Raw genomic sequence first — 24,014 nt, forward strand, 5'->3', positions numbered from 1 at the left:
GCCCGCCCCGCGCCCCCTTGCGCCTGCCCCCCTGCCCCGCTAGGAAGCGCGCGACTTTCTGGGGCCGTAGGAGGGTGTCGTGCCGCTTCTCGTAATGAAATTCGGGGGCACTTCGGTGGCCGATCTCGCGCGCATCGAAAATGCCGCGACGAAGGTGCAGGCCGAGGTCGAGCGCGGCTATGACGTCATCGTCATCGTCAGCGCCATGTCGGGCAAGACCAATGAACTGGTGGGCTGGGTCGAGGGCACCTCGAAACTCTATGACGCGCGCGAATATGATGCGGTCGTCGCCTCGGGCGAGAACATCACCGCCGGTCTGATGGCGCTGCGCCTGCAGGAGATGGGCGTGCCGGCGCGGTCCTGGCAGGGCTGGCAAGTGCCGATCAACACCACCTCGGCCCATGGCTCGGCCCGGTTCGTGTCGATCCCGCGTGAAAACATCGACGCGAAATTCGCCGAGGGCTTCAAGGTCGCGGTGGTGGCGGGCTTCCAGGGCGTCAGCTCCGAGGGGCGGATCACCACGCTGGGCCGGGGCGGCAGCGACACGACGGCTGTGGCCTTCGCCGCCGCCTTCGGCGCCGAACGCTGCGACATCTATACCGATGTCGACGGGGTCTACACGACCGATCCGCGCATCGTCCGCAAGGCGCGGAAGATGGACAAGATCGCCTTCGAGGAAATGCTGGAACTGGCCTCGCTGGGCGCCAAGGTCCTGCAGACCCGTTCGGTCGAACTGGCCATGCGCTACAAGGTGCGGCTGCGCGTCCTGTCCTCGTTCGAGGAGACGGACGAGAACTCTGGAACCCTGGTCTGTGACGAGGAGGAAATCATGGAATCGAAAGTCGTCAGCGGCGTCGCCTTCTCGCGCGATGAGGCGAAGATCACGCTTTTCACCATCGAGGACCGGCCGGGCGTCGCCCAGGCGATCTTCGGGCCCTTGGCCGATGCGGGCGTGAATGTGGACATGATCGTCCAGAACATCTCGGAAAAGAACTATGGCGGCCATCCGGGCGCGGTGACCGACATGACCTTCTCGGTCCCGGTCAACCAGGTGCCGCGGGCGCAGAAGGCGATGGAGGACGCGAAGGCCGCGGGCCTGATCGCCTATGACGATCTGGTGGTCGATACCGAGGTCGCCAAGGTTTCGGTCGTGGGCATCGGGATGCGCAGCCAGGTCGGCGTGGCGGCGCGGATGTTCAAGGCGCTGGCCGCCGAGAATGTGAACATCAAGGTCATCGCGACCAGCGAGATCAAGATCTCGGTGCTGATCGACCGGAAATACATGGAACTGGCGGTGCAGGCGCTGCATGACGCCTTCGATCTGGACAAGGCCTGACGCGCGGGCCGAGATCAGCAGTCTGGAATGGCTTGCAGGGCGGGGATCACCCCGCCCTTTGTCTTTGCCGCCAGGCGCGGCTGAGGATGACGTCCTGATCCTCGGGCGCCCAGCCATGGCCGCAGTCCAGCATATGGCCGTCGACGCGCGCCCCGGCGGCTGAAAGCTGGCGGGTGAGGAGCGGCGCGTCTTCGGACCGGCGCCGGGGATCATGGCGCCCGGCCAGGATCAGGACCGGCAGGCCCATCAGCGGCGGAAAGAGGAACTCGGCGGCAAGGGGTTTGGGGCGCATCAGGATTGCGCCTGCGAAACGGCCGGGGGCGGAGGCGATCAGGGCCTCGGCGAAGATCGCGCCACTGGAATAGCCGATGAGAAGCGCAGGAGCCTTCGGCAGATCACTGCGGGAGGCCAGCCAGTCGCTGGCGACGGACAGGATTGCGGGCGCGTCGAGGCTGCGGTCCGGGCGGCGGCGAAAGAAGGTGAAGCCCTGCCCCTCGGGATAGGCGCCGCGCGGGGCGAGAAGCGAAAGATCGGGGGCGATGGCCGCGGCGAATTCCGCAAGGTCGGTCTCATCGCGCCCGGCTCCGTGCAGGGCGAGCAGGCTTGGCATCCGTCCCCCATGGGCTTTGGCGCGGGGCGACAGGCGGCGGTGGGGCCAAGCGGCCTGCCCCCTGCGCCAGCCCGTGGCGACCATTGCCCAGAAACGTGGCAAAGGTCCGCGCTGCACACAAGAGCGGAAAGCCAGAGGGCGCGGCACCCTCGCCAAGCGGGAAACAGCCATCTATAGAGGGAGCAAGGGACAGGATCGGAAACAATGCCGGAACGGACCGAAAGCGACAGCCGCAAGCTCTTGCGGCGCCTGCGCGATGCTCTTGCCGAAAGCGGCAAGGGGCAGGACCGGCTTGACCGGGTGACGCATCTGATCGCCGATTCGATGCAGACCGAGGTCTGCTCGATCTATCTGTTCCGCGATGAGGACACGCTGGAGCTTTGCGCTACGGAGGGGCTGAACAAGGCGGCCGTCCACCAGACGCGGATGAAGCTGGGTGAGGGCCTGACCGGGCGGGTGGCGCGCACCGGCATTCCGGTCAACACCGCCAATGCGCCCTCGGAACGCGGGTTCCGCTACATGCCCGAGACGGGGGAAGAGATTTTCTCCTCCTTCCTGGGCGTGCCGATCCAGCGCGTCGGCGAAAAGCTGGGCGTCCTTGTCGTACAATCGAAAACGGCGCGGGAGTTTTCAGAAGACGAGGTCTATGCGCTGGAAGTCGTGGCCATGGTTCTGGCCGAGATGACCGAGCTTGGGGCCTTTGCCGGGGAAGAGGGCGGGCTTGCCCCCCTGCATCGCCAGCCGGTGATGTTCCGCGGCGCGACGGGCCAGGAAGGCGCGGCCGAGGGCCGGGTCTGGCTGCATGAGCCGCGCGTCGTGGTGACGAACCCGGTGGCCGATGATCCGCTGACCGAGATCGACCGCATCCGCGACGCGGTGGGCAGGCTGCGCATCTCGATCGACGATCTCCTGGCGGCGGAACAGCTCGACAAGGATCAGAAGCAGGTTCTGGAAGCCTATCGGATGTTCGCCCATTCGCGCGGCTGGCTGCGACGGATGGAAGAAGACATCATGCGCGGCCTGTCGGCCGAGGCGGCGGTCGAGAAGGAGCAGGGCGCGGCCCGGGCCCGGATGGAGCAGGTCGCCGACCCCTATCTGCGCGAGCGGCTGCATGACCTTGACGATCTGTCGAACCGGCTGTTGCGCATCCTGACCGGACAGGGCCAGGACACCGGGGCGGCCATGCCGGAAAGCCCGATCCTGATCGCCCGCAATATCGGGCCTGCCGAGCTTTTGGAATATGGCCGCAAGCTGCGCGGCGTGGTGCTGGAGGAAGGCTCGGTCGGCAGCCATGCCGCCATCGTCGCCCGCGCCCTGGCGATTCCGCTGGTGATCCATGCCGAGCGCATCACGCAAGAGGCGCTGAACGGCGATGCGATCCTGGTCGATGGCGATCAGGGCATCGTCCATCTGCGGCCCGAGGAAACCGTCGCGCGCGCCTTCCGCGACAAGATCGCGATGCAGGCGGCGGCGCAGACCCGCTATGCCAGCCTGCGCGCCCTGCCCGCCCAGGCGAAATGCGGCACGGTGATTCATCTGCACATGAATGCCGGGCTGATGGCCGACCTGCCATCGCTGGAGGGGTCGGGCGCCGAGGGTGTGGGCCTGTTCCGCACCGAATTGCAGTTCCTGATCCGAAACCAGATGCCGAAACGGGCCGAGCTGGCCGCGCTGTATGCCCGCGTCATCGAGGCGGCCAAGGGGCGGCGGGTGGCCTTCCGCACGCTCGACATCGGCTCGGACAAGGTGCTGCCCTATATGAAGCCCAATGACGAGCCGAATCCGGCCATGGGCTGGCGGGCGATCCGTGTGGGCCTCGACAAGCCGGGCGTGTTGCGGATGCAGATCCAGGCGCTGATCCGGGCGGCGGCGGGGCGGCCCCTGACGGTGATGTTCCCCTTCGTCGCCGAACAAGGCGAGTTCATCGCGGCGCGCCAGGCGATCCTGGCCGAATTGCATCGCGAGAAATCCCTGGGCCATGTCGTGCCCGCCAGCATCGAGATCGGCGCGATGTGCGAGACGCCCTCGCTGGCCTATGCGCCGAAAGCCTTTTTCGAGCTGGCCGATTTCATCTCGGTCGGCGGCAATGATCTCAAGCAGTTCTTCTTCGCGGCCGATCGCGAGAATGAACGGGTGCGGCGGCGCTATGACACGCTCAACCTGTCTTTCCTGAGCTTCCTTGAGACGATCATCGCGCGCTGCGCCGAGACGGGCACGGCGCTGTCTTTCTGCGGCGAGGATGCCGGGCGTCCGATCGAGGCGCTGGCGCTGGCGGCGCTGGGGTTCCGCACCCTGTCGATGCGCCCGGCCTCGATCGGGCCGGTGAAGGCACTGATCCGGCAGGTCGATCTGGGCGAGGTGCGCGCGGTGATCGAGGCGGCGCGGGACGCGGGGGCGGAAAGCGCGCGGCCAGCGCTGATGGGTTGGCTGGCGACGCAGAACGTCTGAGGCCATTCCAGCCGACGCCGTCGGGGGGCCAGCCCCCGGGCCCCCGGAATATTTGAGCCAGGATGAAAGAGGCGGCGGAAGCTTCGCCTGCCGCCCCGGGTCTTTTTGCCTCAGGCGGGCAGGACCGCGCCGGGGTTGAGGATGCCATTGGGGTCGAGCGCCGCCTTGATCGCCCGCATCGCGGCCAGCTTCGCCGGATCGCCATAACGTTGCAGATCATCGATCTTGAGCCGCCCGATGCCATGTTCGGCCGAGACCGAGCCGCCCAAGGCATGGACGAGATCGTGCAATGTTTCCTTGACCGCGTCGCGGACCGGGTCATGCACGGCACGATCCTGGCCGCGTTCGGGGAAGATGTTGTAATGCAGGTTGCCATCGCCCAGATGGCCGAAGGCATTGATGCGGAAGCTTCCGAAGCGGGCGAGGCGCGCCGGGGCTTCGGCCAGGAAGCCGGGGATCTCGGCCAAAGGCAGCGAGATGTCATGGCTGGAGACTGCGCCGACGCGGCGGTTGGCTTCGGGGAGGGATTCGCGGATGTTCCACAACGCGTCGGCCTGGGCTTCGGAGGCGGCGATGACGCCATCCTCGACCAGCCCCGCCTCGGCGCCTTCCTCGAACAGCGCGGCCATGGTCGCTTCGGGTTCCATGGCGGCTGGCAGGCCCAGTTCCAGCAGAACGCACCAGTCGGGCGGCGTCGGGAAGGGCTGGCGCAGGTGGGGGCCGACCTCGGACAGGAATTCAAGGCCGGTGCGGGCGATAAGTTCAAACCCCGAGATCAGTCCGCCAATGCGGGCTTCCATCTGGCGCAGCAGATTGAGCGCGGCAGCGGGGCTGGGCACGACCAGCAGGGCGACGACGCGATGGGCGGGAATCGGGAACAGCTTCAGCGCGGCCGCGGTGATCACCCCAAGCGAACCCTCGGCGCCGATGAGAAGGTTCCTCAGGTCATAGCCCGTATTGTCCTTGCGCAGCCGCTTGAGCCCGTTCCAGACCGTGCCATCGGCCATTACCGCCTCAAGCCCGAGGCAGAGGTCGCGGGCATTGCCATAGCGCAGGACGGCAGTGCCGCCCGCATTGGTGGCGAGGTTGCCGCCGATCGTGGCCGTGCCCTGGCTGGCCAGCGCCAGCGGGAACAGCCGATCCGCTGCCGCGGCGGCCTCATGCAGCGCACCAAGGGTCAGGCCCGCTTCGGCGAGGATGACATTCTCATCCGGCCAGATGCCGCGCAGCGCCGTCATCTTTTCCAGCGACAGGATCAGGGGCAGCGGACCGCTGGGCATGAGCTGGCCAGCGACAAGGCCGGTGCCGCCACCCCAGGGCTGCACGCCGACACGGGCGGCGTTGCAGGCGGCAACGATAGTGGCGACTTCCGCGGTCGATTGCGGCAGGGCGACCGGGCCGGGCTGGCCCGCATAGCGCCCGCGCGGTTCCTCAAGGTGGCGGGCCTGCGCCTGCGCCAGACGGCCGGGGGGCAGCTTTTCGGCCAGTGAGGACAGAAAGGCGGCGTCGCAGGGCGTAAGCATGGCATTCTCCTTCGCGCACAGGACTAGCCGGGGCGGCGGGCGAAGGGAAGTGCGGGCAGCGTCAGTCGAGCCAGCGCGGTTCTAGTACAAGGATCGTGGGCCGCGCTGGCAGGTCGTGCATGGAGAAGCTCATCTCGGACAGGCCGGTTTCCACAATGTCGAACTCGCTCTCCATCTCTTTCAGGAATGCGACCAGAGACGCGCCCGAGAACCAGTGCATCGGGATCACGACCGAGCTTTTCAGCCGCTTCACCACCCCGGCCATATCCGGGACCCGCATCGTATAGCCGCCATCGACCGGGACCATGACGATATCAAGCCGTCCGATGGCGGCATATTGTTCCGGCGAGGGGATCTGGTGCAGGTGGCCAAGATGGCCGATGCAGAGGCCCGCTGTCTCAAAGATGAAGATCGAATTGCCGTCCTTGCGGGCGCCCTCGCCAAAGGGGCCGCGCGTGTCGGTGGTGACGTTGCGGATCAGCATTCCGCCAAGGTCGAGACGGTATTCGGCGGGCCGCCCCGCCTGCGGCCAGCCTGCAAGCACATGCGGGATGCGCGGGTCGGGCGTGGCGCTCCAGTGGCTGGAATGGGCGTTGTTCATCGTCACCGCATCGGGGACGAGGTCTTTCGTGCCAAGATAGCCGGTGTAATCGGTCACTGCGACGGTGCCATCGGGGGCGACGATGGCGAAACTGGCATGGTCGAAGTAGCGGATCAGAACGTGATCGGCTTCGACCGGGTCGGCCCATTTGGCCGGGACGACCTGTTCGGGCGCAAGGCGCGGCCCCTGGGCCAGCGCGATGCAATGCGAGGGGATGCGGTCGGGAGGGGCTTCTTGCGCCAGGGCGGGGGTGGCGAGGGCAAGGGTCAGGGCAAGGCACAGGCGGGCGGGCGGCTGGGGCATGACGGCAGCTCCGGGTCCGGGGGCGGGTCCGGGCAAGGATAGACCGGAATGGTGGCCTGTCATGCGCGGTCAGCCCGCGGCGTCTTCACCTTGTCGCGAGCGCATCAGATCGTGCAGGGCCGCCAGCGTGCGAAGGTTGCGGGTTGTCACCTGCCCCGAAAAGAGGCGCGGCAGGGCCTCGGCCAGTTTCGAAGTGCCGATGCCGTCAGGGGCGTGAAGGAGAAGGTGCCCGGGGCGGAGAAGCAGCGATTCGCTCGGCGCGCGCAGCTTTTCGGCCTTCTCGGCCGCGAAGGCGGCATCGGCGGGCGACAGGAACGTGGCGTGGAGGCGGGTCGGATCGGAGCCTTCGAAGGGATGATCCAGGGCGGCGGAGAGGTCGGCCTCGGTCAGGACGAAGGTTGACGGACGGAAGCCGAAAGCCTGCTCGATCCCCTCGGCCACGAGGCGGGCGATGTCTTCGGCGCGACCTGCGGCACCGATCACGGCATTGCCGGACTGGATCAGGGTTTCGGGCGCCTGGAACCCCTGCCCTGCCAGAAGCTTGCGCCATTCGGCCATGGGCAGGCGGTTCTTGCCGCCGACATTGACCCCGCGCAAGAGCACGGCCCAGTCGCGGACTCCCTCAGGCCGGGCCGACATCGGTGCGCCCGCGCCGGTCGCCGCGCAGATTGGCGTAAAGCACATGGTTGCGCCAGCGACCGTTGATCTGAAGGTAGCTTTGCGCCACGCCTTCGTATTTGAAACCGCATTTCTCCAGCACGCCGCGAGAAGCGGCGTTTTCCGGCAGACAGGCGGCCTCGATGCGCGACAGGTCCAGTTGCGTGAAGGCGTGATGGACGACGCCCAGGATCGCCTCGCGCATATAGCCCTGCCTTGCATGAGGCGCGCCGACCCAATAGCCCAGCGTGCCGGTCTGGGCCGGGCCACGGCGGATATTGTCCATGGTGATGGCGCCCAGAAGCCGCTGGTCCTGGCGGCGGATCAGCAAGAGCGGCAGCGCCGTGCCCTGCGCCTCGGCCCGGTTGGCCCAATAGACGCGGTTGGTGAAGGCGCGGCGGGCCAGGTGATCATGGCTCCAGACCGGCTCCCAGGGAGTCAGAAAGGCCGCGCTGTCGGCGCGCAAGGCGGACCATTGCTGCCAGTCGCCATGGACCGGCAGGCGCAGCGTCATCCGCTCGGTCTCGATGCGGACCCGGCGGCGCAGGCCTAGCATCACGCCGACAGACCCGCGCGGATCGCCTCCAGCCCGGGCGCGGCCTCGACCGGGCCATAGACGGCGAGAGCCGCCTTGGCACCCAGCAGCGCCCCGCCCCAGTCGCGCACCCCGCGCGTGGTGACGGCATCGATCTTCTGCACCGCCTCGTCCAGATCGGGTACCCTTCCCCAGATCGACAGCAGGCGCGCGTTGCGCTCGGCCCGAGACGAGGGGCTTTCAAGGCCCATCAGCATGCCGGCCTTGATCTGGGCCTTGGCGCGGGCGACCTCGGCCTCGCTCATATCATCGGCGGCGCGCTTCAGCTCGGCCACGGTCAGCTCGGTCAGATCGCCGATCTCGTCGCCCGAGGTGCCCGCGTAGATGGTGATCTGGCCGGTATCGTCATAGGCGGCGGACTGTGCATAGATCGTGTAGCACAGGCCGCGCTCCTCGCGGATTTTCTGGAACAGGCGCGAGGACATGCCGCCGCCCATCGCCATCGACCAGATCTGCGCGGTGTAGACCATCGGGTCGCGATAGCCGGGGGCTTCGAGGTTCAGGGCGAAATGCGCCTGTTCCAGATCCTTGACCTCGCGCCGCTCGCCCCCGGCAAAGCCGGCGCGGTCGGCGGTGAAGGCGCCCACCGGGGCAAGTCCGCCGAAGATCTTTTCGGCCTCGGCGACGATGGCGTCATGGTCGATGCCGCCCGCCGCCGACAGGATCATGCGGTCCGGCCCGTAATGGCGCGAAACGAAGGCGCGCAGGTCGCTGCGACCGAAGCTGGCGACCCGCTCTTCCGGGCCCAGGATGGTGCGACCGAAGGCCTGGCCGGGATAGGAGACCTCGTGCAGCCAGTCGAAGATGATGTCATCGGGTGTGTCATTGGCCTGACCGATTTCCTGCAGGATCACGTGGCGCTCGGTCTCGATATCCTCATCGGCGAAGACGGGGTTGAGCACGATGTCGGAAATCACGTCCAGCGCGCGCGGCACATCGGCCGAGAGACAGCGGGCATAATAGGCCGTCATCTCGCGCGAGGTATAGGCGTTGATATAGCCGCCGACATCCTCGATCTCTTCGGCGATCTGAAGAGCGCTGCGCTTTTCAGTTCCCTTGAACGCCATATGTTCCAGGAAATGCGCGATGCCATTCTGCGGCGCGCCCTCATGCCGCCCCCCTGCCCCCACCCAGATGCCGATCGAGGCCGATTTCAGGCCCGGCATCGCTTCGGTCACGATGCGAAAGCCGTTGGGCAGGGTATGGGTGCGAAGCGTCACGATGGCGTCCGTTCACAAGGGTCTGGTCAAAGGGTCATAATGCAGGCCGGGGGCATGTGAAAGGGGCGCAGCGAAAGGCTTTGGTGCAAGGACGGGCTGCCTGTAGCCTTGCCGCCATGCGCAACTCCGCCACCCTTCTGCCCGCCCTGCTTCTTGCCGCCTGTGTCGGGCCGGACCGGTCGGCGCAGTCCGTGCGGGGCATGCCATTGCAAGTGGCGCTGGAGGAGAATTACCTCTGGCCGGTCGACATGCCCGGTCATCCCGAGGTCGATGTCATGCCCATGGCCTCGGCCCTGGTCGTGTCGCGCCAGGACGGCGCGGCGCTGGGGGCTGCGGACGAAGCTCTGGCGCGCGCGGCGGCCGATGCGCATTGCGCGGGGCGCGGCGCCAGCGCAGTTGGCCCCGCCAGCCGGTTTGCCGAAGGGGCGTGGGCCTTTTCGCCCTGCGGCTGAGGATCAGCTCCGCGCGGCGATGCGGTCCTGGATCAGCGCCTTGAGGGCCGCCAGATCGTTCGGCACGCGGGTGACGCGCTCGGGGCGCTGGAACAGGTCGGCCATGCGCGGCGGCAGCGCCGGGCGGATGCCGCTGGCCTTTTCGACCGCATCGGGGAATTTCGCGGGATGCGCCGTGGCCAGCGTGACCATGGGCGCGAGACCTACATGTTCCTCGGCAACTTTGACGCCGATGGCGGAATGGGGGCACAGAAGCTCTCCCGATTGCGCAAGGACGCGGGCGATGGTGGCAGAGGTTTCCTCTTCCGAGGCGCGGTCCGAGTCGAACTCGGCGCGCAGCGCGGCCAGCGCCGGTTCGGGGATGGCGAAACCGCCGCCCTGCTTCAGCCCGTCCATCAGCGCCTGCACGGCCCCGCCCTGACGCCCCAGCGCATCGAACAGCGCGCGTTCGAAATTGGACGAGACCTGAATGTCCATCGAGGGGCTGATTGACGGCACGACGCCGGTGGTGCGGTATTCGCCGCCGCGCATCGCCCGGTCGAGAATATCGTTCTGGTTCGTGGCGATGACCAGCCGGTCGATGGGCAGGCCCATGCGCTTGGCGATGTAGCCTGCGAAGATGTCGCCGAAATTGCCGGTGGGGACGGTGAAGCTGATCTTGCGGTGCGGCGCGCCCAGGGCCAGACCGGCGTGGAAGTAATAGACCACCTGCGCCAGCACGCGCGCCCAGTTGATCGAGTTCACGCCCGCCAGCCGCACGCCGTCGCGGAAGGCGAAGTCGTTGAACATGTCTTTCAGCCGCGCCTGGCAATCGTCGAAATCGCCATCCATGGCGAGGGCATGGACATTGGCCTCGGACGGGGTGGTCATCTGGCGGCGCTGCACTTCGGACACGCGGCCATGCGGGAAGAGGATGAAGACATCGACATTGGCGAGGCCGCGGAAGGCCTCGATCGCGGCGCTGCCCGTGTCGCCCGAGGTCGCGCCGACGATGGTGATGCGTTCGCCGGTCTTGGCCAGCGCCGCCTGCATCATCTGGCCGATGATCTGCATGGCGAAGTCCTTGAAGGCGAGCGTCGGGCCGTGGAACAGTTCCATCAGGAAATGGTTGGGGCCAAGCTGCTTCAAGGGCGCCTTGGCGGCATGGCCGAAGCCCGCATAGGCGCGGGCGAGCAGGCCGCGGAATTCGTCATCGGCGAAGAACCCGCCCAGGAAGGGTTTCATCACCCGGAAGGCCAGGTCTTCATAGGGCAGACCCGCGAGCGCGGCGATTTCCTGGGGCGAGAAGACCGGCACGCTTTCCGGGACATAAAGGCCGCCATCGCGCGCGAGGCCGGTCATCATCGCTTCGCCAAAGCCAAGGACAGGCGCCTGGCCCCGGGTCGAGATATAATTCATGTCGCTGCCCCTTCGGCCCTGCGCCGGTTGATACGCCAGAGATAGGCCCCCGTCATGGCGGCCCAGACAGCAGCCAGCAGGAACCAGGTGATCGCATATTGCAAATGGTCGTTGCGGAAATTGGCGCTGGCCGGGATCGCCATCACGCCATCGCCCGTGTCCGACCGAGCGACGACCAGAACGGGTTCGGTGCCAAGCGCCTGCGCCATGGCCGCCACGTCGCGGCCGAACCAGATGCCGGTCCTGGCATCGGGCGGCGGGGTCGAGGAGGTGGTGTCATCGGGCCAGTTCAGGTTGCCGGTGATCTCCATCTCGCGCGGGGGGCGCGGCAGGGCGCGGTCTTCCTCGGGCACATAGCCGCGATCCACCAGGATGCGACGGCCCTCGGTGGTCTGGAAGGCGCCGACGATCAGGAAGCCCGGACCGGAAATGCTGTCCGAAGTCAGGACAGGGAGTTCCTCGCCGGTGAAGCTGCCTTGGATCGTGACGGGACGATAGCGGTCTTTCTCGGGATCGGGCCTGGCGGGCAGCGGCACGGGGGCGGCGTCCATCTGGTGGGCGGCCTCGGCGATCAGGCCCTCTTTCCAGGCCAGGCGCTGCATCTGCCAGACCCCGAGCGAGACAAGCGTGCCGACGCCCGCAAGCCCCACGACGATCAGGAAAAGCAATGTCCGCATCCGGCCCCGCAGAGAAAAGGCGCGGGTCTTGCCCCCGCGCCCCTGCGTTTAGGCCGAGATGCCGTGAAGCGCAATCAACCGCGGCGACGGCGCAGGACGGAAAGCGACGCCAGTCCAAGAAGCAGCAGCGCGCTTGAGGCCGGAAGCGGGACAGGCGCGGGCGCGAAGGTCAGGTTGTCGGCGAAGATCCCGCCCAGAACGCCACTTGAACCAAAGCTCACCGATTTGATCAGATTTCCACCTGCCAGGAAGGAGAGGGTGGACGGCACCGAGGAGAAGCCAATATCCAGCGACTGGGCGGAGAGGACCTGATCGAACTCGTCGTAGACTGTGAGGAAGATCACGTCTTGATCAATGCCCAGATCCCCGAGCGTGATGGCGACACTGCCCATCAGCGAAGTGAAGGTCGCGGTCCAGTAGGATTGCGACACACCGCCCGTCCCGAGCAGCGCCGAAGACCCGTTATACACAGACAGAACACAGGAGGAATTTGCATCGCCCTGGGTGATCGTGACATCGGCGGTGGTGCAATCGGCCGTGCTGTCGAAGGTCAGGGTGGCGGCCTGCGCCATCGGGGCCGCGACAAGCAGGCCAGACGCGACAGCGAAGGCTTTTACTGCGTTCATTGCAAAACTCCTTTTAAAAAATATGCGCCACAAGATGATAATAAATGCGTGAATACGCGCAAAACGAAATGAATCCCGCAAAATCAAAGGGGCACCCCTGAGGGTGCCCCTTGTCAGATCGCGAAGCCGCTTGGGTGCGGGTGTCAGCCTTGGCCCCAGACATAGACGGCGGCGAAAAGGAACAGCCAGACCACGTCGACGAAGTGCCAGTACCAGGCGGCGGCCTCGAAGCCGACATGCTGCTGCTGGGTGAAATCGCCGCGCAGCGCCCGGATCAGGCAGACGGTCAGGAAGATCGTCCCGATGATGACATGGAAGCCGTGGAAGCCGGTCGCCATGAAGAAGGAGGCGCCATATATGTTGCCGCCGAAAGCGAAGGTCGCATGGCTGTATTCATAGGCCTGCAGCAGGGTGAAGAAGAAGCCCAGCACGATGCCGATGATCAGGCCGTTGATCATGTCCTTGCGGTTGTTCTCATGCACCAGGGCGTGGTGGGCCCAGGTGATCGCGCAGCCGGAGAGCAGAAGGACGAGCGTGTTGATCAGCGGCAGGTGCCAGGGGTCGAAGGTCTCGATCCCGGCCGGGGGCCACTGGCCGTCGACCCAGGGGCTTTCCGGCCCCATCGGGTACATGCGGTGCTTGAAGAAGGTCCAGAACCAGGCGGCGAAGAACATGACTTCGGACATGATGAACATGATGAAGCCATAGCGCAGGCCGATGCGGACGACCGGGGTATGGTCGCCGGTATTGGCCTCATGCACCACTTCGGCCCACCACGCATACATGGTGTAAAGCACGCCGGCAAAGCCGATCAGCCCCATCCACGGCGCCGAGCCATGCATCCACAGGACCGCCCCGAAGAGCATGATGAAGGCCGAGACCGCCCCCAGCAAGGGCCAGATCGACGGTGGCAGGACGTGGTAGTCGTGGTTCTTGGCGTGGGCCATGGCTCTTCCCTCGTTTTCGTCTTTACTTGGTGGCAGACGGGGTTTCCCTCGATGCCGCCCCTGTTGCGGGCTCCAGCGCCGCCTCTGCCTTGGGCAGGTCGGTGACGTGGAACGTATAGCTCAGCGTGATCGACTTGACGTTCTGCCCGTCTATATCGTCAAGGATCGACGGATCGACGTAGAACGAGACCGGCAGCTCGGCGGTCTCGCCGGGTTGCAGGACCTGCTGGTCGAAGCAGAAGCAGGCGATCTTGGTGAAATAGCCGCCCGCCACATCGGGCGAGACGTTGAAGCTTGCGGTTCCCGCGATGGGCCGGTCGGTCGGGTTGTGGACTTCATAGAAGGCCAGGCCCGTCTCGCCTAGGCGGATGGTCATTTCCGGCACGACCGGCTTGAAGGTCCAGGGCATCCCGGCCTCGAGCGAGGCGTCGAAGCGAACCTTGACGGTCTGGTCGAGGATGGTGTCGGGCGCGACTTCGGACACAGAAGTGGTGCCGCCAAAGCCGGTCATGCGGCAGAACAGGTCATAGAGCGGCACGGCGGCGAAGGAGAGGCCCAGCATCCCGGCGGCGATGCCGGTCAGCCAGAGGGCGGTGCGCTTGGGGGCAAGGGTCATTGGCCGGCCTCGGGTGCGGCGCCGGGCGCGGTCGCGGGAAGATCCGCCGGGGCGGGCCCACCCTCTTCTGCCGGAAGCAGTTCGGGGCGCAGGGTATGGTCATAGCCCTGCATGTCATCGCCGCGCTTCACCTTGACCACGGTCAGGGCGAAGACAAGGACGACCATGCCCGCGAGAAGCAGGCCTAGCCCGACATTGCGCGAGAAGCGCCGCTTGTGCAGGTCATGCGTGACGTGAAGCGCCATGTCACCAGCCCCCCAGACCATAGGGCCGCAGCGCGGCTTCGGCCAGGAAGGCCGCGAAATGCAGGAAGAGATAGACCAGCGAGAAGCGGAAGAAGGCCTTCTCGGCGGCATATTTGTCAGCGATGGCCTGATCCTCGCTGCGGGCGCGGATGCGCATGGCGCCGATCACGAACCAGGCATTCAGCGCCACGGCCACCGCCAGGGTCAGCGGCCCGCCGATCGATGTCAGCGCGGCGCCGAGGGCGATGGGGGCAAGAAGCAGCGTGTAGACGAGAATATGGGTGCGGGTCGCCTTGCGGCCATGGGTGACGGTCAGCATCGGCACGCCAGCCTTGTGATAATCTTCCTTCATGAACAGCGCCAGCGCCCAGAAATGCGGCGGCGTCCACATGAAGATCAGCGCGAACATCAGCACGGCTTCCAGGCTGACATGGCCCGTCGCGGCGACCCAGCCGATCATGGGCGGGAAGGCCCCGGCGGCGCCGCCGATCACGATGTTCTGCGGGGTCGAGCGTTTGAGCCAGACCGAATAGACCACGGCATAGAAGAAGATCGTGAAGGCCAGAAGCGCCCCTGCGGCGATGTTGGTCGCCAGGGCCAGCATCACGACGGAGATGCCCGACAGCGCCAAGCCCAGCGCCAGCGCCTCGCCGCGCTCGATCCGGCCCGAGGGGATGGGACGGCTGCGGGTGCGGTTCATCACGGCATCGATGTCGCTGTCCCACCACATGTTCAGCGCACCGGATGCGCCGCCGCCCAGGGCGATGAACAGGATGGCGGCGAAAGCCTCGACCGGGTGCAGCTGCACCGGGGCGACCAGAAGGCCCACCAGCGCGGTGAAGACGACCAGCGACATCACGCGCGGCTTGAGAAGCTGCACGTAATCACCGAACCCCGCATCTTGCGGGGCTGCCGTGCCGCGATCAAAGGCGCCGATATCGCTCATTCCGTCCGACTTTCAGGCTCTTCATAGGGCGGGGCCGCGCGGCCCCTGCCCTTGCTAGGATCAGTTGCTGGCCGCGACCTGGATCGGCTCTGCCGCCGCAAGATCGGCCGCCGACAGGACCACGTCGCCCGCCTTGGCCTTCTCGACCCAAGCCTTGTAGGCGGCTTCCGAGACGACCTTGACGGTGATCGGCATATAGGCGTGGTCCTTGCCGCAAAGTTCCGAGCACTGGCCGAAGAAGATGCCTTCCCGGTCGGCCTTGAACCACAGATGCGCGATGCGGCCCGGCACGGCATCCTGCATGACGCCGAAGGCGGGGATCTTCCAGGCATGGATCACGTCGGCGCCGGTGATCTGCAACAGCACTTCCTTGCCGACCGGAACCACCATCGCGGTGTCGGTGGCGAGCAGGAACTGGTCCCTGCTGTAACCTGCGGCCTTGAGCTGCTCTTCCACGGCCGGGGTCAGGCGGGCGTCGCCATTGGTGCCCGAGCCGCCGATCATGAAGCTGGCATATTCCTCGATGCCTTCTTCGGGATAGGCATAGGACCAGTACCACTGGTTGCCGGTGACCTTGATCACCACTTCGCCTTCGGGGAATTTCTGCTGGTGGTTCAGCGCCGGCACCGAGAAGGAGCCGATGAAGACAAGAACCAGGACGGGGATCAGCGTCCAGGCGATTTCCAGCGGCGTGTTATGGGTGAAGCCTTTGGGCTTGGGGTTCATCTTGCTGTTGTAGCGCAGGATGACGATCAGCAAGAGCAGCGTGACGAAGATCGTGATCGCGGCGATGATGTAGAGGATCATGTGGTCGAGCCATTGCTGCTCAACCGCGATGGACGACGAAGCGGGCTGGAAGCCGATGCCCTTTTCATGCGGCTGACCCACGATTTCAAGGCCCTGCGCCAGCGCCGTTCCCGTGCTCAGCGCCAGGATCCCGGCCGCCGTCCATCCCTTCAGTGATGAAATGATCCGCATCTCGCTTCCCGTCCTCTTGGGCGCGGCCTTGCGCCGCAACCGTCCCTCGGCCCCGTCTGCTGCCCGCTTGCGCGCGCGACGGAATCCTCTTGTTTGCTCTGGCGTTCAAACCATATCGGGCGCGCGGCGACAAGAGAAACCGTTGCGACAGATGCGCGCCCCTTGATCTGTGTCAAGGACGCGCTGCATCGCGGCATGAGCGGCGCGGCGCGGGGGCGATTTTCGGGCGAAAATCGCGCGACTGCGGCCCGTCGCTTGCGGGGTCCGCGCAGGGTGCATAACTTCTGGAGGCCGTTTCGCAGAAAGCTCCGCCATGTCCGACGCCCCCTTCCGCCCTTTCGAGACCCATCTGGACGAGGCTGCGGCCCTTGCCGTGCTGCGCGCGGCCACGGCCGGGGCCGAGGATGGCGAGCTGTTCCTTGAACGCCGCCGGGGCGAGAGCCTGGTGCTGGACGACGCCCGCATCCGCAACGCCGCATATGACGCAAGCGAGGGCTTCGGGCTGCGCGCGGTAAAGGGTGAGGTCGCAGGCTATGCGCACGCGACCGAGATCAGCGAAAGCGCCCTGCGCCGCGCGGCAGAGACCGCGCGTCTGGCGGTGGGCGATGGCGGCGGCATGCTCGCCCCGCCGCCCCCCGGCACCAACCGGCGGCTTTATGGCGAGGCCGATCCGGTGGCGGATGCGCCCTTCGCGGGCAAGCTGGACATACTGAAGGAGATCGACGCCTATGCCCGCGCCGCCGACAAGCGCGTGGTGCAGGTGACGGCGGCCCTTGGCGCCAGCCTGCAGGAAGTCGTGATCCTGCGGCCCGACGGGCAGGTCCTGACCGACACCAGACCGATGGCGCGGCTGAATGTCTCGGTCATTCTGGAAGAGAACGGGCGGCGTGAGACCGGCGGCACCGGCGGCGGCGGGCGGCATGGGCTGAAGGCGCTTTTGGACCCCGCGACCTGGCGGCCGATGGTGGACGAAGCGTTGCGCATCGCGCGGGTGAACCTGGGCGCGGTCCCCGCCCCCGCCGGGATGCTGGACGTGGTGCTGGGGCCGGGCTGGCCGGGCATCCTGCTGCACGAGGCGATCGGCCATGGGCTGGAGGGCGATTTCAATCGCAAGGGCACCTCGGCCTTTGCCGGGCTGATGGGGCAGCGCATCGCCGCGCCGGGCGTGACGGTGCTGGATGACGGCACCATCCCCGACCGGCGCGGTTCGATCAGCATCGACGATGAGGGTACGCCCTCGGGCAAGAATGTGCTGATCGAGGACGGGATACTGGTGGGCTATATGCAGGACCGCCAGAATGCCCGGCTGATGGGGGTGAAGCCGACCGGCAACGGACGGCGCGAGAGTTTCGCCCATATCCCGATGCCGCGCATGACCAATACCTATATGCTGGCCGGGCGCGATGACCCGCAATCCATCGTCGCCGACCTGAAGGACGGCATCTGGGCGGTGGGCTTTGGCGGCGGGCAGGTCGATATTACCAACGGCAAGTTCGTCTTCTCCTGCACCGAGGCCTATCGGGTGCGCAATGGCGTGGTGGGCGAGGCGCTGAAGGGCGCGACGCTGATCGGCGACGGGGCGACGGCGCTGCGCCAGATCCGCGCCATCGGCAATGACCTCAAGCTCGACCCCGGCATCGGCAATTGCGGCAAGGCCGGGCAATGGGTGCCGGTGGGGGTGGGCCAGCCGACGCTGCTGATCGGCGGGCTGACCGTCGGCGGTCAGGCAGCGTGAGCGCCTGGCGCACCGCCCCCGACGGGCTGGCGGCGGTGGGCTGGCGGTTTCTGGCGCTGGTGGTGACGGGGCTGTGGCTGGCCCCCGCCCTGTTGGGATGGCTGGCCTATCTGGTCATCGGCGCCCTTGGCGCCGCGCAGCTGGGCGAGAGCTATCGGCTGGCAGAAGCGCTGGCGCTGCTGGCGGCCTATTCCCCTCTCGCAAGCTGGGGCGGCTTTGCGCTTATCTTCGTCGGCACGCTGTTCCTTTTGCGGCGTGGTGCTTTCGGCTGGGCCTCGGCCTTCCTGCTGGGCGCCTTTGCCGGGCTGAGTCTGAGCCTCCATACCGGCGAGCCGACGCCGGTTCTGATCGGCGTCTTTCTGACCGCGCTGCTCCGGGTTCTGCTGGCGCTGAAGGCGCCGGACGTCTTCTAGGTTTGTTTTGGCGGACCCCCTGGAGGGGTTTTGCGCCCCTCCAGACCAGCCCGCAGGAATTTTGAGCCTCGGTGAGGGGCAGGCTTACCGCCCGAACTTGCCCTTCAGCGCCTCGGCGAAAGCCCCGCCGCCGGTGCTGGACGGGCCTGCCTCCATCCGGGCCTTCGGGGCAGGCCCCTTGCCGCGCTCCTCGCGCGGGGCGGGGGCGGCGGCACCGTCTTTCCGCATGGTCAGCCCGATGCGCTTGCGCGGCACGTCCACCTCGGTGACGCGAACCTTCACCACATCGCCCGCCTTCACCACCTCATGCGGGTCCTTCACGAACCGGTCGGCCAATTGGCTGACATGGACCAGCCCGTCCTGATGCACGCCGATATCGACGAAGGCACCGAAGGCCGCAACATTGGTGACGGTGCCTTCCAGCATCATGCCGGGCCTGAGATCGGAGATCTCGTTCACGCCCTCGGTGAAGCTGGCGGTGCGAAACTCGGGGCGCGGATCGCGGCCGGGCTTTTCCAGCTCGGACAGGATATCCTTGACAGTGGGAAGTCCGAACTTGTCACTGACAAATTGTGCCGGGTTCAGCTTCTTCAGCGCGGCGCCGTCGCCCATCAGGGCGCGGATGTCGCGGCCACAGGCCGAGATGATCTTGCGGGCCAGTTCATAGGCTTCGGGATGGACCGAAGAGGCATCGAGCGGCTCTTTGCCGCCGGTGATGCGCAGGAAGCCCGCCGCCTGTTCGAAGGCCTTGGGTCCAAGGCGGGCGACTTTGAGCAGATCGCGGCGGCTGGCGAAGGGGCCGTTGGCGTCGCGATGGGCGACGATGGCCTCGGCCAGGCCGGGGCCGACGCCGGATACGCGCGCCAGCAGCGGGCCGGAGGCGGTGTTCAGGTCGACGCCCACCGCGTTCACCGCGTCTTCCACCACTGCGTCCAGCGATTTGGCCAGCCGGTGCTGGTCGACATCATGCTGATACTGGCCGACGCCAATGGATTTCGGCTCGATCTTCACCAGTTCCGCGAGCGGGTCTTGCAGGCGGCGCGCGATCGAAACCGCGCCGCGCAGGGAAACGTCAAGATCGGGGAATTCCCGGGCGGCAAGCTCCGAGGCGGAATAGACCGAGGCCCCGGCTTCGGAGACCACGACCTTGGTGGGTTTCGCGGCGGTGGCGGGCAGAAGCGCCAAAAGATCGGCCACCAGCTTTTCGGTTTCGCGGCTGGCGGTGCCATTGCCGATGGCGATCAGCCGCACGCCATGCTGGCCGATCAGCCGGGCAATGGTGGCCTGTGCCCCGCGCAGATCGTTCTTGGGCTGGAAGGGATAGACCGTGTCGGTGCCGAGAACCTTGCCCGTGGCATCGACCACCGCCACCTTCACCCCTGTGCGGATGCCGGGATCAAGGCCCATCGTCGCCTTGCCGCCGGCAGGAGCTGCCAGAAGCAAGTCCTTGAGATTGCGGGCGAAGACGCGGATCGCCTCCGCCTCGGCGCCTTCGCGCAGATCGGCCATGAGATCGAGCGTGAGCGAGGTTTTCAGCTTCACCCGCCAGGCCCAGGCAGCGGCGTCGCGCAGCCAGCGGTCACCCGCGCCCTGCCCCGCCGCGCCCAGCGCCGCGCCGCAGGTGCGTTCAGCCGGGCTTTCGCCGCGCGGCGCCTCGGGGTCGACCTCAAGATCGATGGTCAGGATCTCCTCGTTGCGGCCGCGCAGCATCGCAAGGACGCGGTGGCTGGGGGCCTGGGCGAAGGGTTCGGAATGGTCGAAATAATCCGAGAACTTGGCCCCGGCCTGTTCCTTGCCCGCCGCAACCTTGGCGGTCAGGCGGCCCACTTTGCGCATATGGTCGCGCAAGCGGCCCAGAAGGCCGGCGTCTTCCGACAGGCCCTCGGCCACGATATCGCGCGCGCCTTCCAGCGCAGCCTTGGGATCGGGGAAGGCTTCGGAAAGATGGCCTGCCGCAAGAGCGGCGGGATCCGCTGCGCGGTCGGCGAGAATCGCATCGACCAGCGCCTGAAGCCCGGCCTCACGGGCGATCATCGCCTTGGTGCGGCGCTTGGGCTTATAGGGAAGATAAATGTCCTCAAGCTCGGATTTCGTGCTGGCCGTGGCAATGGATTTCGCCAGCACATCGGTCATTTTTCCTTGTGATTCAATCGATTCGGTGATGGTCTTGCGGCGTGCTTCCAGTTCGCGCAGATAGCCCAGCCGTTCTTCCAGCTTGCGCAATTGGGTGTCGTCCAGCCCCCCGGTCACTTCCTTGCGATAGCGGGCGATGAAGGGCACGGTCGCGCCTTCATCCAGCAGCGCCACGGCAGAGGCGACCTGCCCGGTGGCGGCGCCGATCTCGGTGGCGATCAGCGCGGCGATGCGGGCGGAAAGGGCGGCGGGGACAGGCATCGGCGGGCTCCTTCGGATCGGGGCCGCGACCATAGCCGCCGGGGCGGCGAAGGCAAGAGAGCGCCGCAGTCCGAACGCGGGAAATCCGCTCGTCGACGCGATCTGCATGGCGGGAGGATGGTACAGCCTCCCCGGCTCGAACGGGGGACCCCCAGATCCACAATCTGGTGCTCTAACCAACTGAGCTAAGGCTGCACTGGCGGGGGACATAGCGCCAAGGCGGGGGCGATGCAAGCCTCAGAGCACAATTTCCCAATCCTGATCCACCACATCCTGACCATAGGCGCGCGCCGGGCGCGACGAGATCAGCCGCCAGCCATTTCGCGCGTAAAGCGCGCAGGCGGCGCGGTGACTTTCATGGGTCCAAAGGACCATGCGGCGGTAGCCTGCTGCGCGGGCGAAGGTCAGGCAGGTGTCATGCAGGCGCTGGCCAAGACCCAGGCCGCGCGCTTCGGGCACAAGGATGAACAGGCGCAGACGGGCGGTTTCACGATCCTCGGCCATGCAGGAGATGGTGCCCAAGCGTCGGCCGCCCTGCTCGGCGATCCAGGCGGCCTCGCGGCTGCAGTCCTTGCGGTCGAGGAAATCGGCCATGATGCGGGCGACCAGCGCTTCGAAACTGGCGTCATAGCCTTCATCGCGGGCGTAAAGCGCGCCATGGGTGCCGACGATCCAGCCGGCATCACCGGGCTGAAGCGGGCGAGTCAGCGGCTCTGGCGGCGGCGAGAGCAGCGACCAGGCGCGGTCCAGCGCATCGGCCAGAAGCGGCCGGCGGTCCGGCGGCACAAGGGCGGACAGGGCAGCGCGCGATTGGGTGGAGAACCCGTCCAGCAGGGCCTGCCCCTCAGGCGTGAGGCGGAGAAAGGCCTGCCGGGCATCGGCCATGTCTGCGGCGCGGATGACGATCCCGTCCCGCTCGAGTCGAGCCAGCATGCGCGAAAGCTGGGCCTGATCAAGGCCAAGGCTGGTCGCGAGGCTCCGGGCCGTGACCGGCCCCAGACCGCCGATCTCATGGATCAGGCGCACTTCGGCCAGGGTACGGCCAGACTGGAGATAAGTGCGCCCGGTCAGGCCGAGGGCGCGGGTGTAGTTGCGGTTGAAGGCGCGGATGCGGTCGATGGCATCGGGGGCTTCGGGCTTGGGGCTGGATGCGGTCATGGCGGCAGTCTGGCAAATTACTTGATTAAGTCAAGCATCGGCGTGCTGGACAGGCGCCGCAGCCTGCGCTAGCCAATCGGCATGAGCATCAACAAGCAAAGCGACATTGCCGCCAATATCCAGATCGGACCCACCGATCAGGGCATGGTGCGCATCTATGTCGAGGCCGAGGGCGGGGTCGACCTGCCGCTGGATTTCGATCCCGAGGAAGCCGAGGAAATCGCCGACGAATTGCGTGCGGCGGCCGAAGCGGCCCGCGCCATGGCCGAGACGCGCGGCAAGCGGCGCTAGACCCGGACGCCTAGAGCAACCCCGCCATCGGATCGCGCAGCACCTGCAAGCTGCGGGCGGCACAGCGGGCGAAGCTTTGCGTCACCGCCTTGCGCCTTGCCCCCGCAAGGGGTGTTTCCGGGGCCATGCGCAGGATTTCGGCGTCATAGGCATCGGCCAGAATCAGCCCGGTCTCGCCCGGCAAAAGGTCTACCGGGAAATCTGCATCCACCGCCCAGAAGAAACGGTCGCAATAATCGAGATAGCCCTGCCATTTGCGGTCCGACAGGTAATCTGCCCGACCCGACTTGCATTCGATCACCCAGAGCTCGCCCTTCGGCCCCAAAGCCATGAGATCGACGCGCAGCCCCGTGGCCAGCACCATTTCCGGCACCGTGACGAAGCCATGCCCGGCAAGGGCCCGCGCGACGCCGCGCGCCAGGCGCTGACCGGGCAAGGCAGGCAGGATGTCGAGCGGCTGGTCCATGCCAAAAATATGAACTAAAAGTGAACATCTGTCCAGATGCTCGGTCCGAGAGCGCCGCGCTTGCGGCGTAGGCGGGCGCGCCCTACATAGAAACCCGGCGGGTGCTGCTCTTCGCGTGTTGGGGTCTCTTTTCCAGTGGCCGATAAGCAAGCGAACGGGGGCTGGCTCTGCCCGGATCCTGGTCCGGGTATCTGGCGCCCACCTGAGACCTCTGGCTCTCGGGAAACCATGTCCCCCACGGTCGCTGCGGGCCCGCCACCCTTTCCCACAAAAGCAAACGGGGCAGGATTTCCCCCTGCCCCGCTGCCACTGGTACCGCCTTCGGTCAGAAACCGAAGACCATCGACACACCCAGTTTGTTGTCGGTCTTGATCGCGCGGCTGTCATTATACTCGGTCAGATAGCTGACGCGGGTGGAGATCGCGTCGGTGATCTTGAAGTTCACGCCCAGGTCGTTGTTGGCGCGGAAGGCCGAGTCCGAGTTCAGCAGGTCTGTGTCATTGGTCAGGAAGACCGTGTCGCTGAACTTGTAATACAACCGCGACGAGGCGATGGCGGCAGCCTCGGTCGTCGAGGAATTGTCGCCATATTCCAGGTAGCTGATGCCCAGACCAGCCTGGACACGCCATGTCACGTCCGGCGTGTTCACCACCCGGTAGCCGGGGCCGACGCCCAGGAAGGCATCGCGCTTGACCTTGTCGCCCAGCGTGAGGCCATCGGCCATTTCATCCGCAGTCAGCTGGTCGGCCAGGCCGTCCATCTGCACCCGGCCCAGAACAAAGCCATAGAAACGGTCATTGAAGTAGTAGTTACCGTCATAGACTGCGAAGATGTCTTCCTTGGTGCTATTGCCCTCGGCTTCCGAAAAGTCGATCGCCGCGCCAAGGGTCTGGACGAAGGCGCCCGAGACATTGTGCAGGCGCAGGCCCAGGCTGAAATCCTGCGAATCGTTGTTGCCGGTCTTGCCCGAATAGCCCAGCGCCGCGCTGCCCGAGAAACCCTGGCGCAGTTCGGGATTGCCAAAGCGGTTCGCGTCTTCGGCGCGGGCCATGTCTTCGTTCACGTCCTGCTCGATGTCGTCGATGCGGTCATCCAGCGTGTCAATGCCGACAAGGCTGTCTTGTGCCAGCGCGGGCACGGCCAGCGCCACAACGAGGGTCGAGGCCGATGCGAGGAGGGTGACGTATTTCATCCGCATGTCCTTTGTCTTTGCCCGGACGGCCCATCCGTCCGGTCGATGACGACAAAGTAAGCCCACCGGTCAGAACCGGAACATTCAGGAAACTCGAGGCTGAGACGAGCATTATTCATGGAACCAGGCCTTGAAGATGACCAAGGGCTTCCAAGACGGTCTGCGTCCATGGAAAAATGCCGAAAAA

Annotated in this window: 24 protein-coding genes and 1 tRNA gene; 6 read left to right on the plus strand and 19 right to left on the minus strand. The window is 66.4% G+C overall.

Going from position 1 to position 24,014, the window contains the following annotated elements:
* The first annotated feature begins 79 nt into the window (after window positions 1–79).
* Complete coding sequence (locus tag ACED67_RS16390; protein ID WP_395542792.1) at window positions 80–1,336, plus strand: aspartate kinase; 1,257 nt, start codon at window positions 80–82, stop codon at window positions 1,334–1,336.
* A gap of 46 nt (window positions 1,337–1,382) precedes the next feature.
* On the opposite strand, the gene ACED67_RS16395 is transcribed toward ACED67_RS16390, so the two are convergent.
* Window positions 1,383–1,946 carry an alpha/beta hydrolase gene (locus ACED67_RS16395; RefSeq protein ID WP_395542793.1) on the minus strand — a complete coding sequence of 188 codons (564 nt, stop codon included), beginning with the start codon at window positions 1,944–1,946 and terminating at the stop codon, window positions 1,383–1,385.
* A gap of 204 nt (window positions 1,947–2,150) precedes the next feature.
* Here ACED67_RS16395 and ptsP point away from each other — a divergent pair, with 204 nt between their 5' ends.
* On the plus strand, window positions 2,151–4,394 hold the full coding sequence (gene ptsP, locus ACED67_RS16400; RefSeq protein WP_395542794.1) for a phosphoenolpyruvate--protein phosphotransferase: 2,244 nt from the start codon (window positions 2,151–2,153) through the stop codon (window positions 4,392–4,394).
* A gap of 110 nt (window positions 4,395–4,504) precedes the next feature.
* Here the strand turns inward: ptsP and ACED67_RS16405 are convergent, their stop codons facing one another.
* From ACED67_RS16405 to ACED67_RS16425, 5 genes are all read right to left on the minus strand, one after another.
* On the minus strand, window positions 4,505–5,917 hold the full coding sequence (locus ACED67_RS16405; protein WP_395542795.1) for an FAD-binding oxidoreductase: 1,413 nt from the start codon (window positions 5,915–5,917) through the stop codon (window positions 4,505–4,507).
* Between the two features lie 61 nt (window positions 5,918–5,978).
* Window positions 5,979–6,821 carry an MBL fold metallo-hydrolase gene (locus ACED67_RS16410; RefSeq protein WP_395542796.1) on the minus strand — a complete coding sequence of 281 codons (843 nt, stop codon included), beginning with the start codon at window positions 6,819–6,821 and terminating at the stop codon, window positions 5,979–5,981.
* 69 nt (window positions 6,822–6,890) lie between these two features.
* On the minus strand, window positions 6,891–7,460 hold the full coding sequence (locus ACED67_RS16415) for a DUF1697 domain-containing protein (protein ID WP_395542797.1): 570 nt from the start codon (window positions 7,458–7,460) through the stop codon (window positions 6,891–6,893).
* Complete coding sequence (locus tag ACED67_RS16420; RefSeq protein ID WP_395542929.1) at window positions 7,444–8,034, minus strand: GNAT family N-acetyltransferase; 591 nt, start codon at window positions 8,032–8,034, stop codon at window positions 7,444–7,446. The genes ACED67_RS16415 and ACED67_RS16420 overlap by 17 nt, the downstream gene beginning before the upstream one ends.
* Window positions 8,034–9,293 (minus strand): M16 family metallopeptidase, encoded by a 1,260-nt coding sequence (locus tag ACED67_RS16425; RefSeq protein ID WP_395542798.1) that lies wholly within the window; start codon window positions 9,291–9,293, stop codon window positions 8,034–8,036. Before ACED67_RS16425 ends, ACED67_RS16420 begins: the two co-directional genes overlap by 1 nt.
* A 116-nt stretch (window positions 9,294–9,409) precedes the next feature.
* Between ACED67_RS16425 and ACED67_RS16430 the strand changes: the two genes are divergently transcribed.
* The gene (locus ACED67_RS16430; protein ID WP_395542799.1) at window positions 9,410–9,745 is read left to right on the plus strand and encodes a hypothetical protein; all 336 of its coding nucleotides are present in this window, start codon (window positions 9,410–9,412) and stop codon (window positions 9,743–9,745) included.
* A gap of 3 nt (window positions 9,746–9,748) precedes the next feature.
* Here ACED67_RS16430 and thrC read toward each other — a convergent pair whose 3' ends face one another.
* The 8 genes from thrC to coxB all read right to left on the minus strand — a co-directional run bounded on the left by thrC (window position 9,749) and on the right by coxB (window position 16,178).
* Complete coding sequence (gene thrC, locus ACED67_RS16435; protein ID WP_395542800.1) at window positions 9,749–11,143, minus strand: threonine synthase; 1,395 nt, start codon at window positions 11,141–11,143, stop codon at window positions 9,749–9,751.
* Complete coding sequence (locus ACED67_RS16440; RefSeq protein ID WP_395542801.1) at window positions 11,140–11,820, minus strand: SURF1 family protein; 681 nt, start codon at window positions 11,818–11,820, stop codon at window positions 11,140–11,142. The genes thrC and ACED67_RS16440 overlap by 4 nt, the downstream gene beginning before the upstream one ends.
* A 74-nt stretch (window positions 11,821–11,894) precedes the next feature.
* Entirely contained in the window at window positions 11,895–12,446 is a 552-nt protein-coding gene (locus tag ACED67_RS16445; RefSeq protein ID WP_395542802.1) for a VPLPA-CTERM sorting domain-containing protein, read from the minus strand.
* A 143-nt stretch (window positions 12,447–12,589) separates the two neighbouring features.
* Window positions 12,590–13,393, minus strand: coding sequence for a cytochrome c oxidase subunit 3 (locus tag ACED67_RS16450; protein WP_395542803.1), 804 nt, complete (start codon window positions 13,391–13,393; stop codon window positions 12,590–12,592).
* 22 nt (window positions 13,394–13,415) lie between these two features.
* Window positions 13,416–14,009: a cytochrome c oxidase assembly protein gene (locus tag ACED67_RS16455; protein WP_395542804.1), complete on the minus strand. Its 594-nt coding sequence runs from the start codon at window positions 14,007–14,009 to the stop codon at window positions 13,416–13,418.
* A complete protein-coding gene (locus ACED67_RS16460; RefSeq protein WP_395542805.1) occupies window positions 14,006–14,254 on the minus strand; it encodes a cytochrome c oxidase system small membrane protein in 249 nt (82 codons plus the stop codon). Before ACED67_RS16460 ends, ACED67_RS16455 begins: the two co-directional genes overlap by 4 nt.
* A gap of 1 nt (window position 14,255) precedes the next feature.
* Window positions 14,256–15,200: a heme o synthase gene (cyoE, locus tag ACED67_RS16465; protein WP_395542806.1), complete on the minus strand. Its 945-nt coding sequence runs from the start codon at window positions 15,198–15,200 to the stop codon at window positions 14,256–14,258.
* A 60-nt stretch (window positions 15,201–15,260) separates the two neighbouring features.
* On the minus strand, window positions 15,261–16,178 hold the full coding sequence (gene coxB, locus ACED67_RS16470) for a cytochrome c oxidase subunit II (RefSeq protein WP_395542807.1): 918 nt from the start codon (window positions 16,176–16,178) through the stop codon (window positions 15,261–15,263).
* 313 nt (window positions 16,179–16,491) lie between these two features.
* Here coxB and tldD point away from each other — a divergent pair, with 313 nt between their 5' ends.
* Both tldD and ACED67_RS16480 read left to right on the plus strand, forming a co-directional pair.
* Complete coding sequence (gene tldD / locus ACED67_RS16475; protein ID WP_395542808.1) at window positions 16,492–17,913, plus strand: metalloprotease TldD; 1,422 nt, start codon at window positions 16,492–16,494, stop codon at window positions 17,911–17,913.
* Window positions 17,910–18,326, plus strand: a complete 417-nt coding sequence (locus tag ACED67_RS16480) for a hypothetical protein (protein WP_395542809.1) — start codon at window positions 17,910–17,912, stop codon at window positions 18,324–18,326. The genes tldD and ACED67_RS16480 overlap by 4 nt, the downstream gene beginning before the upstream one ends.
* Window positions 18,327–18,410: 84 nt before the next feature.
* Here ACED67_RS16480 and ACED67_RS16485 read toward each other — a convergent pair whose 3' ends face one another.
* From ACED67_RS16485 to ACED67_RS16495, 3 genes are all read right to left on the minus strand, one after another.
* Window positions 18,411–20,720, minus strand: a complete 2,310-nt coding sequence (locus ACED67_RS16485; protein WP_395542810.1) for a Tex family protein — start codon at window positions 20,718–20,720, stop codon at window positions 18,411–18,413.
* Window positions 20,721–20,838: 118 nt separating this feature from the next.
* Window positions 20,839–20,915: transfer RNA gene (locus ACED67_RS16490), tRNA-His, on the minus strand.
* Window positions 20,916–20,957: 42 nt separating this feature from the next.
* Complete coding sequence (locus tag ACED67_RS16495; protein WP_395542811.1) at window positions 20,958–21,878, minus strand: GNAT family N-acetyltransferase; 921 nt, start codon at window positions 21,876–21,878, stop codon at window positions 20,958–20,960.
* 81 nt (window positions 21,879–21,959) lie between these two features.
* Between ACED67_RS16495 and ACED67_RS16500 the strand changes: the two genes are divergently transcribed.
* Complete coding sequence (locus ACED67_RS16500) at window positions 21,960–22,169, plus strand: DUF6324 family protein (RefSeq protein ID WP_395542812.1); 210 nt, start codon at window positions 21,960–21,962, stop codon at window positions 22,167–22,169.
* Window positions 22,170–22,179: 10 nt separating this feature from the next.
* Here the strand turns inward: ACED67_RS16500 and ACED67_RS16505 are convergent, their stop codons facing one another.
* Window positions 22,180–22,635: an MmcB family DNA repair protein gene (locus ACED67_RS16505; protein WP_395542813.1), complete on the minus strand. Its 456-nt coding sequence runs from the start codon at window positions 22,633–22,635 to the stop codon at window positions 22,180–22,182.
* A 325-nt stretch (window positions 22,636–22,960) separates the two neighbouring features.
* Complete coding sequence (locus ACED67_RS16510; RefSeq protein WP_395542814.1) at window positions 22,961–23,827, minus strand: DUF481 domain-containing protein; 867 nt, start codon at window positions 23,825–23,827, stop codon at window positions 22,961–22,963.
* Between the last annotated feature and the right edge of the window lie 187 nt (window positions 23,828–24,014).

The sequence above is a fragment of the Neotabrizicola paludis genome (assembly GCF_044142105.1).
Classification (GTDB): domain Bacteria; phylum Pseudomonadota; class Alphaproteobacteria; order Rhodobacterales; family Rhodobacteraceae; genus Pseudogemmobacter.

Excerpts from the sequence above, each read along its gene's own strand:
- ACED67_RS16395 (WP_395542793.1), bottom strand. The coding sequence starts at position 1,946 with ATGCCAAGCCTGCTCGCCCTGCACGGAGCCGGGCGCGATGAGACCGAC.
- ptsP (WP_395542794.1), top strand. The coding sequence starts at position 2,151 with ATGCCGGAACGGACCGAAAGCGACAGCCGCAAGCTCTTGCGGCGCCTG.
- ACED67_RS16405 (WP_395542795.1), bottom strand. The coding sequence starts at position 5,917 with ATGCTTACGCCCTGCGACGCCGCCTTTCTGTCCTCACTGGCCGAAAAG.
- ACED67_RS16410 (WP_395542796.1), bottom strand. The coding sequence starts at position 6,821 with ATGCCCCAGCCGCCCGCCCGCCTGTGCCTTGCCCTGACCCTTGCCCTC.
- ACED67_RS16415 (WP_395542797.1), bottom strand. The coding sequence starts at position 7,460 with ATGTCGGCCCGGCCTGAGGGAGTCCGCGACTGGGCCGTGCTCTTGCGC.
- ACED67_RS16420 (WP_395542929.1), bottom strand. The coding sequence starts at position 8,034 with ATGCTAGGCCTGCGCCGCCGGGTCCGCATCGAGACCGAGCGGATGACG.
- ACED67_RS16430 (WP_395542799.1), top strand. The coding sequence starts at position 9,410 with ATGCGCAACTCCGCCACCCTTCTGCCCGCCCTGCTTCTTGCCGCCTGT.
- thrC (WP_395542800.1), bottom strand. The coding sequence starts at position 11,143 with ATGAATTATATCTCGACCCGGGGCCAGGCGCCTGTCCTTGGCTTTGGC.
- ACED67_RS16440 (WP_395542801.1), bottom strand. The coding sequence starts at position 11,820 with ATGCGGACATTGCTTTTCCTGATCGTCGTGGGGCTTGCGGGCGTCGGC.
- ACED67_RS16445 (WP_395542802.1), bottom strand. The coding sequence starts at position 12,446 with ATGAACGCAGTAAAAGCCTTCGCTGTCGCGTCTGGCCTGCTTGTCGCG.
- ACED67_RS16450 (WP_395542803.1), bottom strand. The coding sequence starts at position 13,393 with ATGGCCCACGCCAAGAACCACGACTACCACGTCCTGCCACCGTCGATC.
- ACED67_RS16455 (WP_395542804.1), bottom strand. The coding sequence starts at position 14,009 with ATGACCCTTGCCCCCAAGCGCACCGCCCTCTGGCTGACCGGCATCGCC.
- ACED67_RS16460 (WP_395542805.1), bottom strand. The coding sequence starts at position 14,254 with ATGGCGCTTCACGTCACGCATGACCTGCACAAGCGGCGCTTCTCGCGC.
- cyoE (WP_395542806.1), bottom strand. The coding sequence starts at position 15,200 with ATGAGCGATATCGGCGCCTTTGATCGCGGCACGGCAGCCCCGCAAGAT.
- coxB (WP_395542807.1), bottom strand. The coding sequence starts at position 16,178 with ATGCGGATCATTTCATCACTGAAGGGATGGACGGCGGCCGGGATCCTG.
- tldD (WP_395542808.1), top strand. The coding sequence starts at position 16,492 with ATGTCCGACGCCCCCTTCCGCCCTTTCGAGACCCATCTGGACGAGGCT.
- ACED67_RS16485 (WP_395542810.1), bottom strand. The coding sequence starts at position 20,720 with ATGCCTGTCCCCGCCGCCCTTTCCGCCCGCATCGCCGCGCTGATCGCC.
- ACED67_RS16495 (WP_395542811.1), bottom strand. The coding sequence starts at position 21,878 with ATGACCGCATCCAGCCCCAAGCCCGAAGCCCCCGATGCCATCGACCGC.
- ACED67_RS16500 (WP_395542812.1), top strand. The coding sequence starts at position 21,960 with ATGAGCATCAACAAGCAAAGCGACATTGCCGCCAATATCCAGATCGGA.
- ACED67_RS16505 (WP_395542813.1), bottom strand. The coding sequence starts at position 22,635 with ATGGACCAGCCGCTCGACATCCTGCCTGCCTTGCCCGGTCAGCGCCTG.
- ACED67_RS16510 (WP_395542814.1), bottom strand. The coding sequence starts at position 23,827 with ATGAAATACGTCACCCTCCTCGCATCGGCCTCGACCCTCGTTGTGGCG.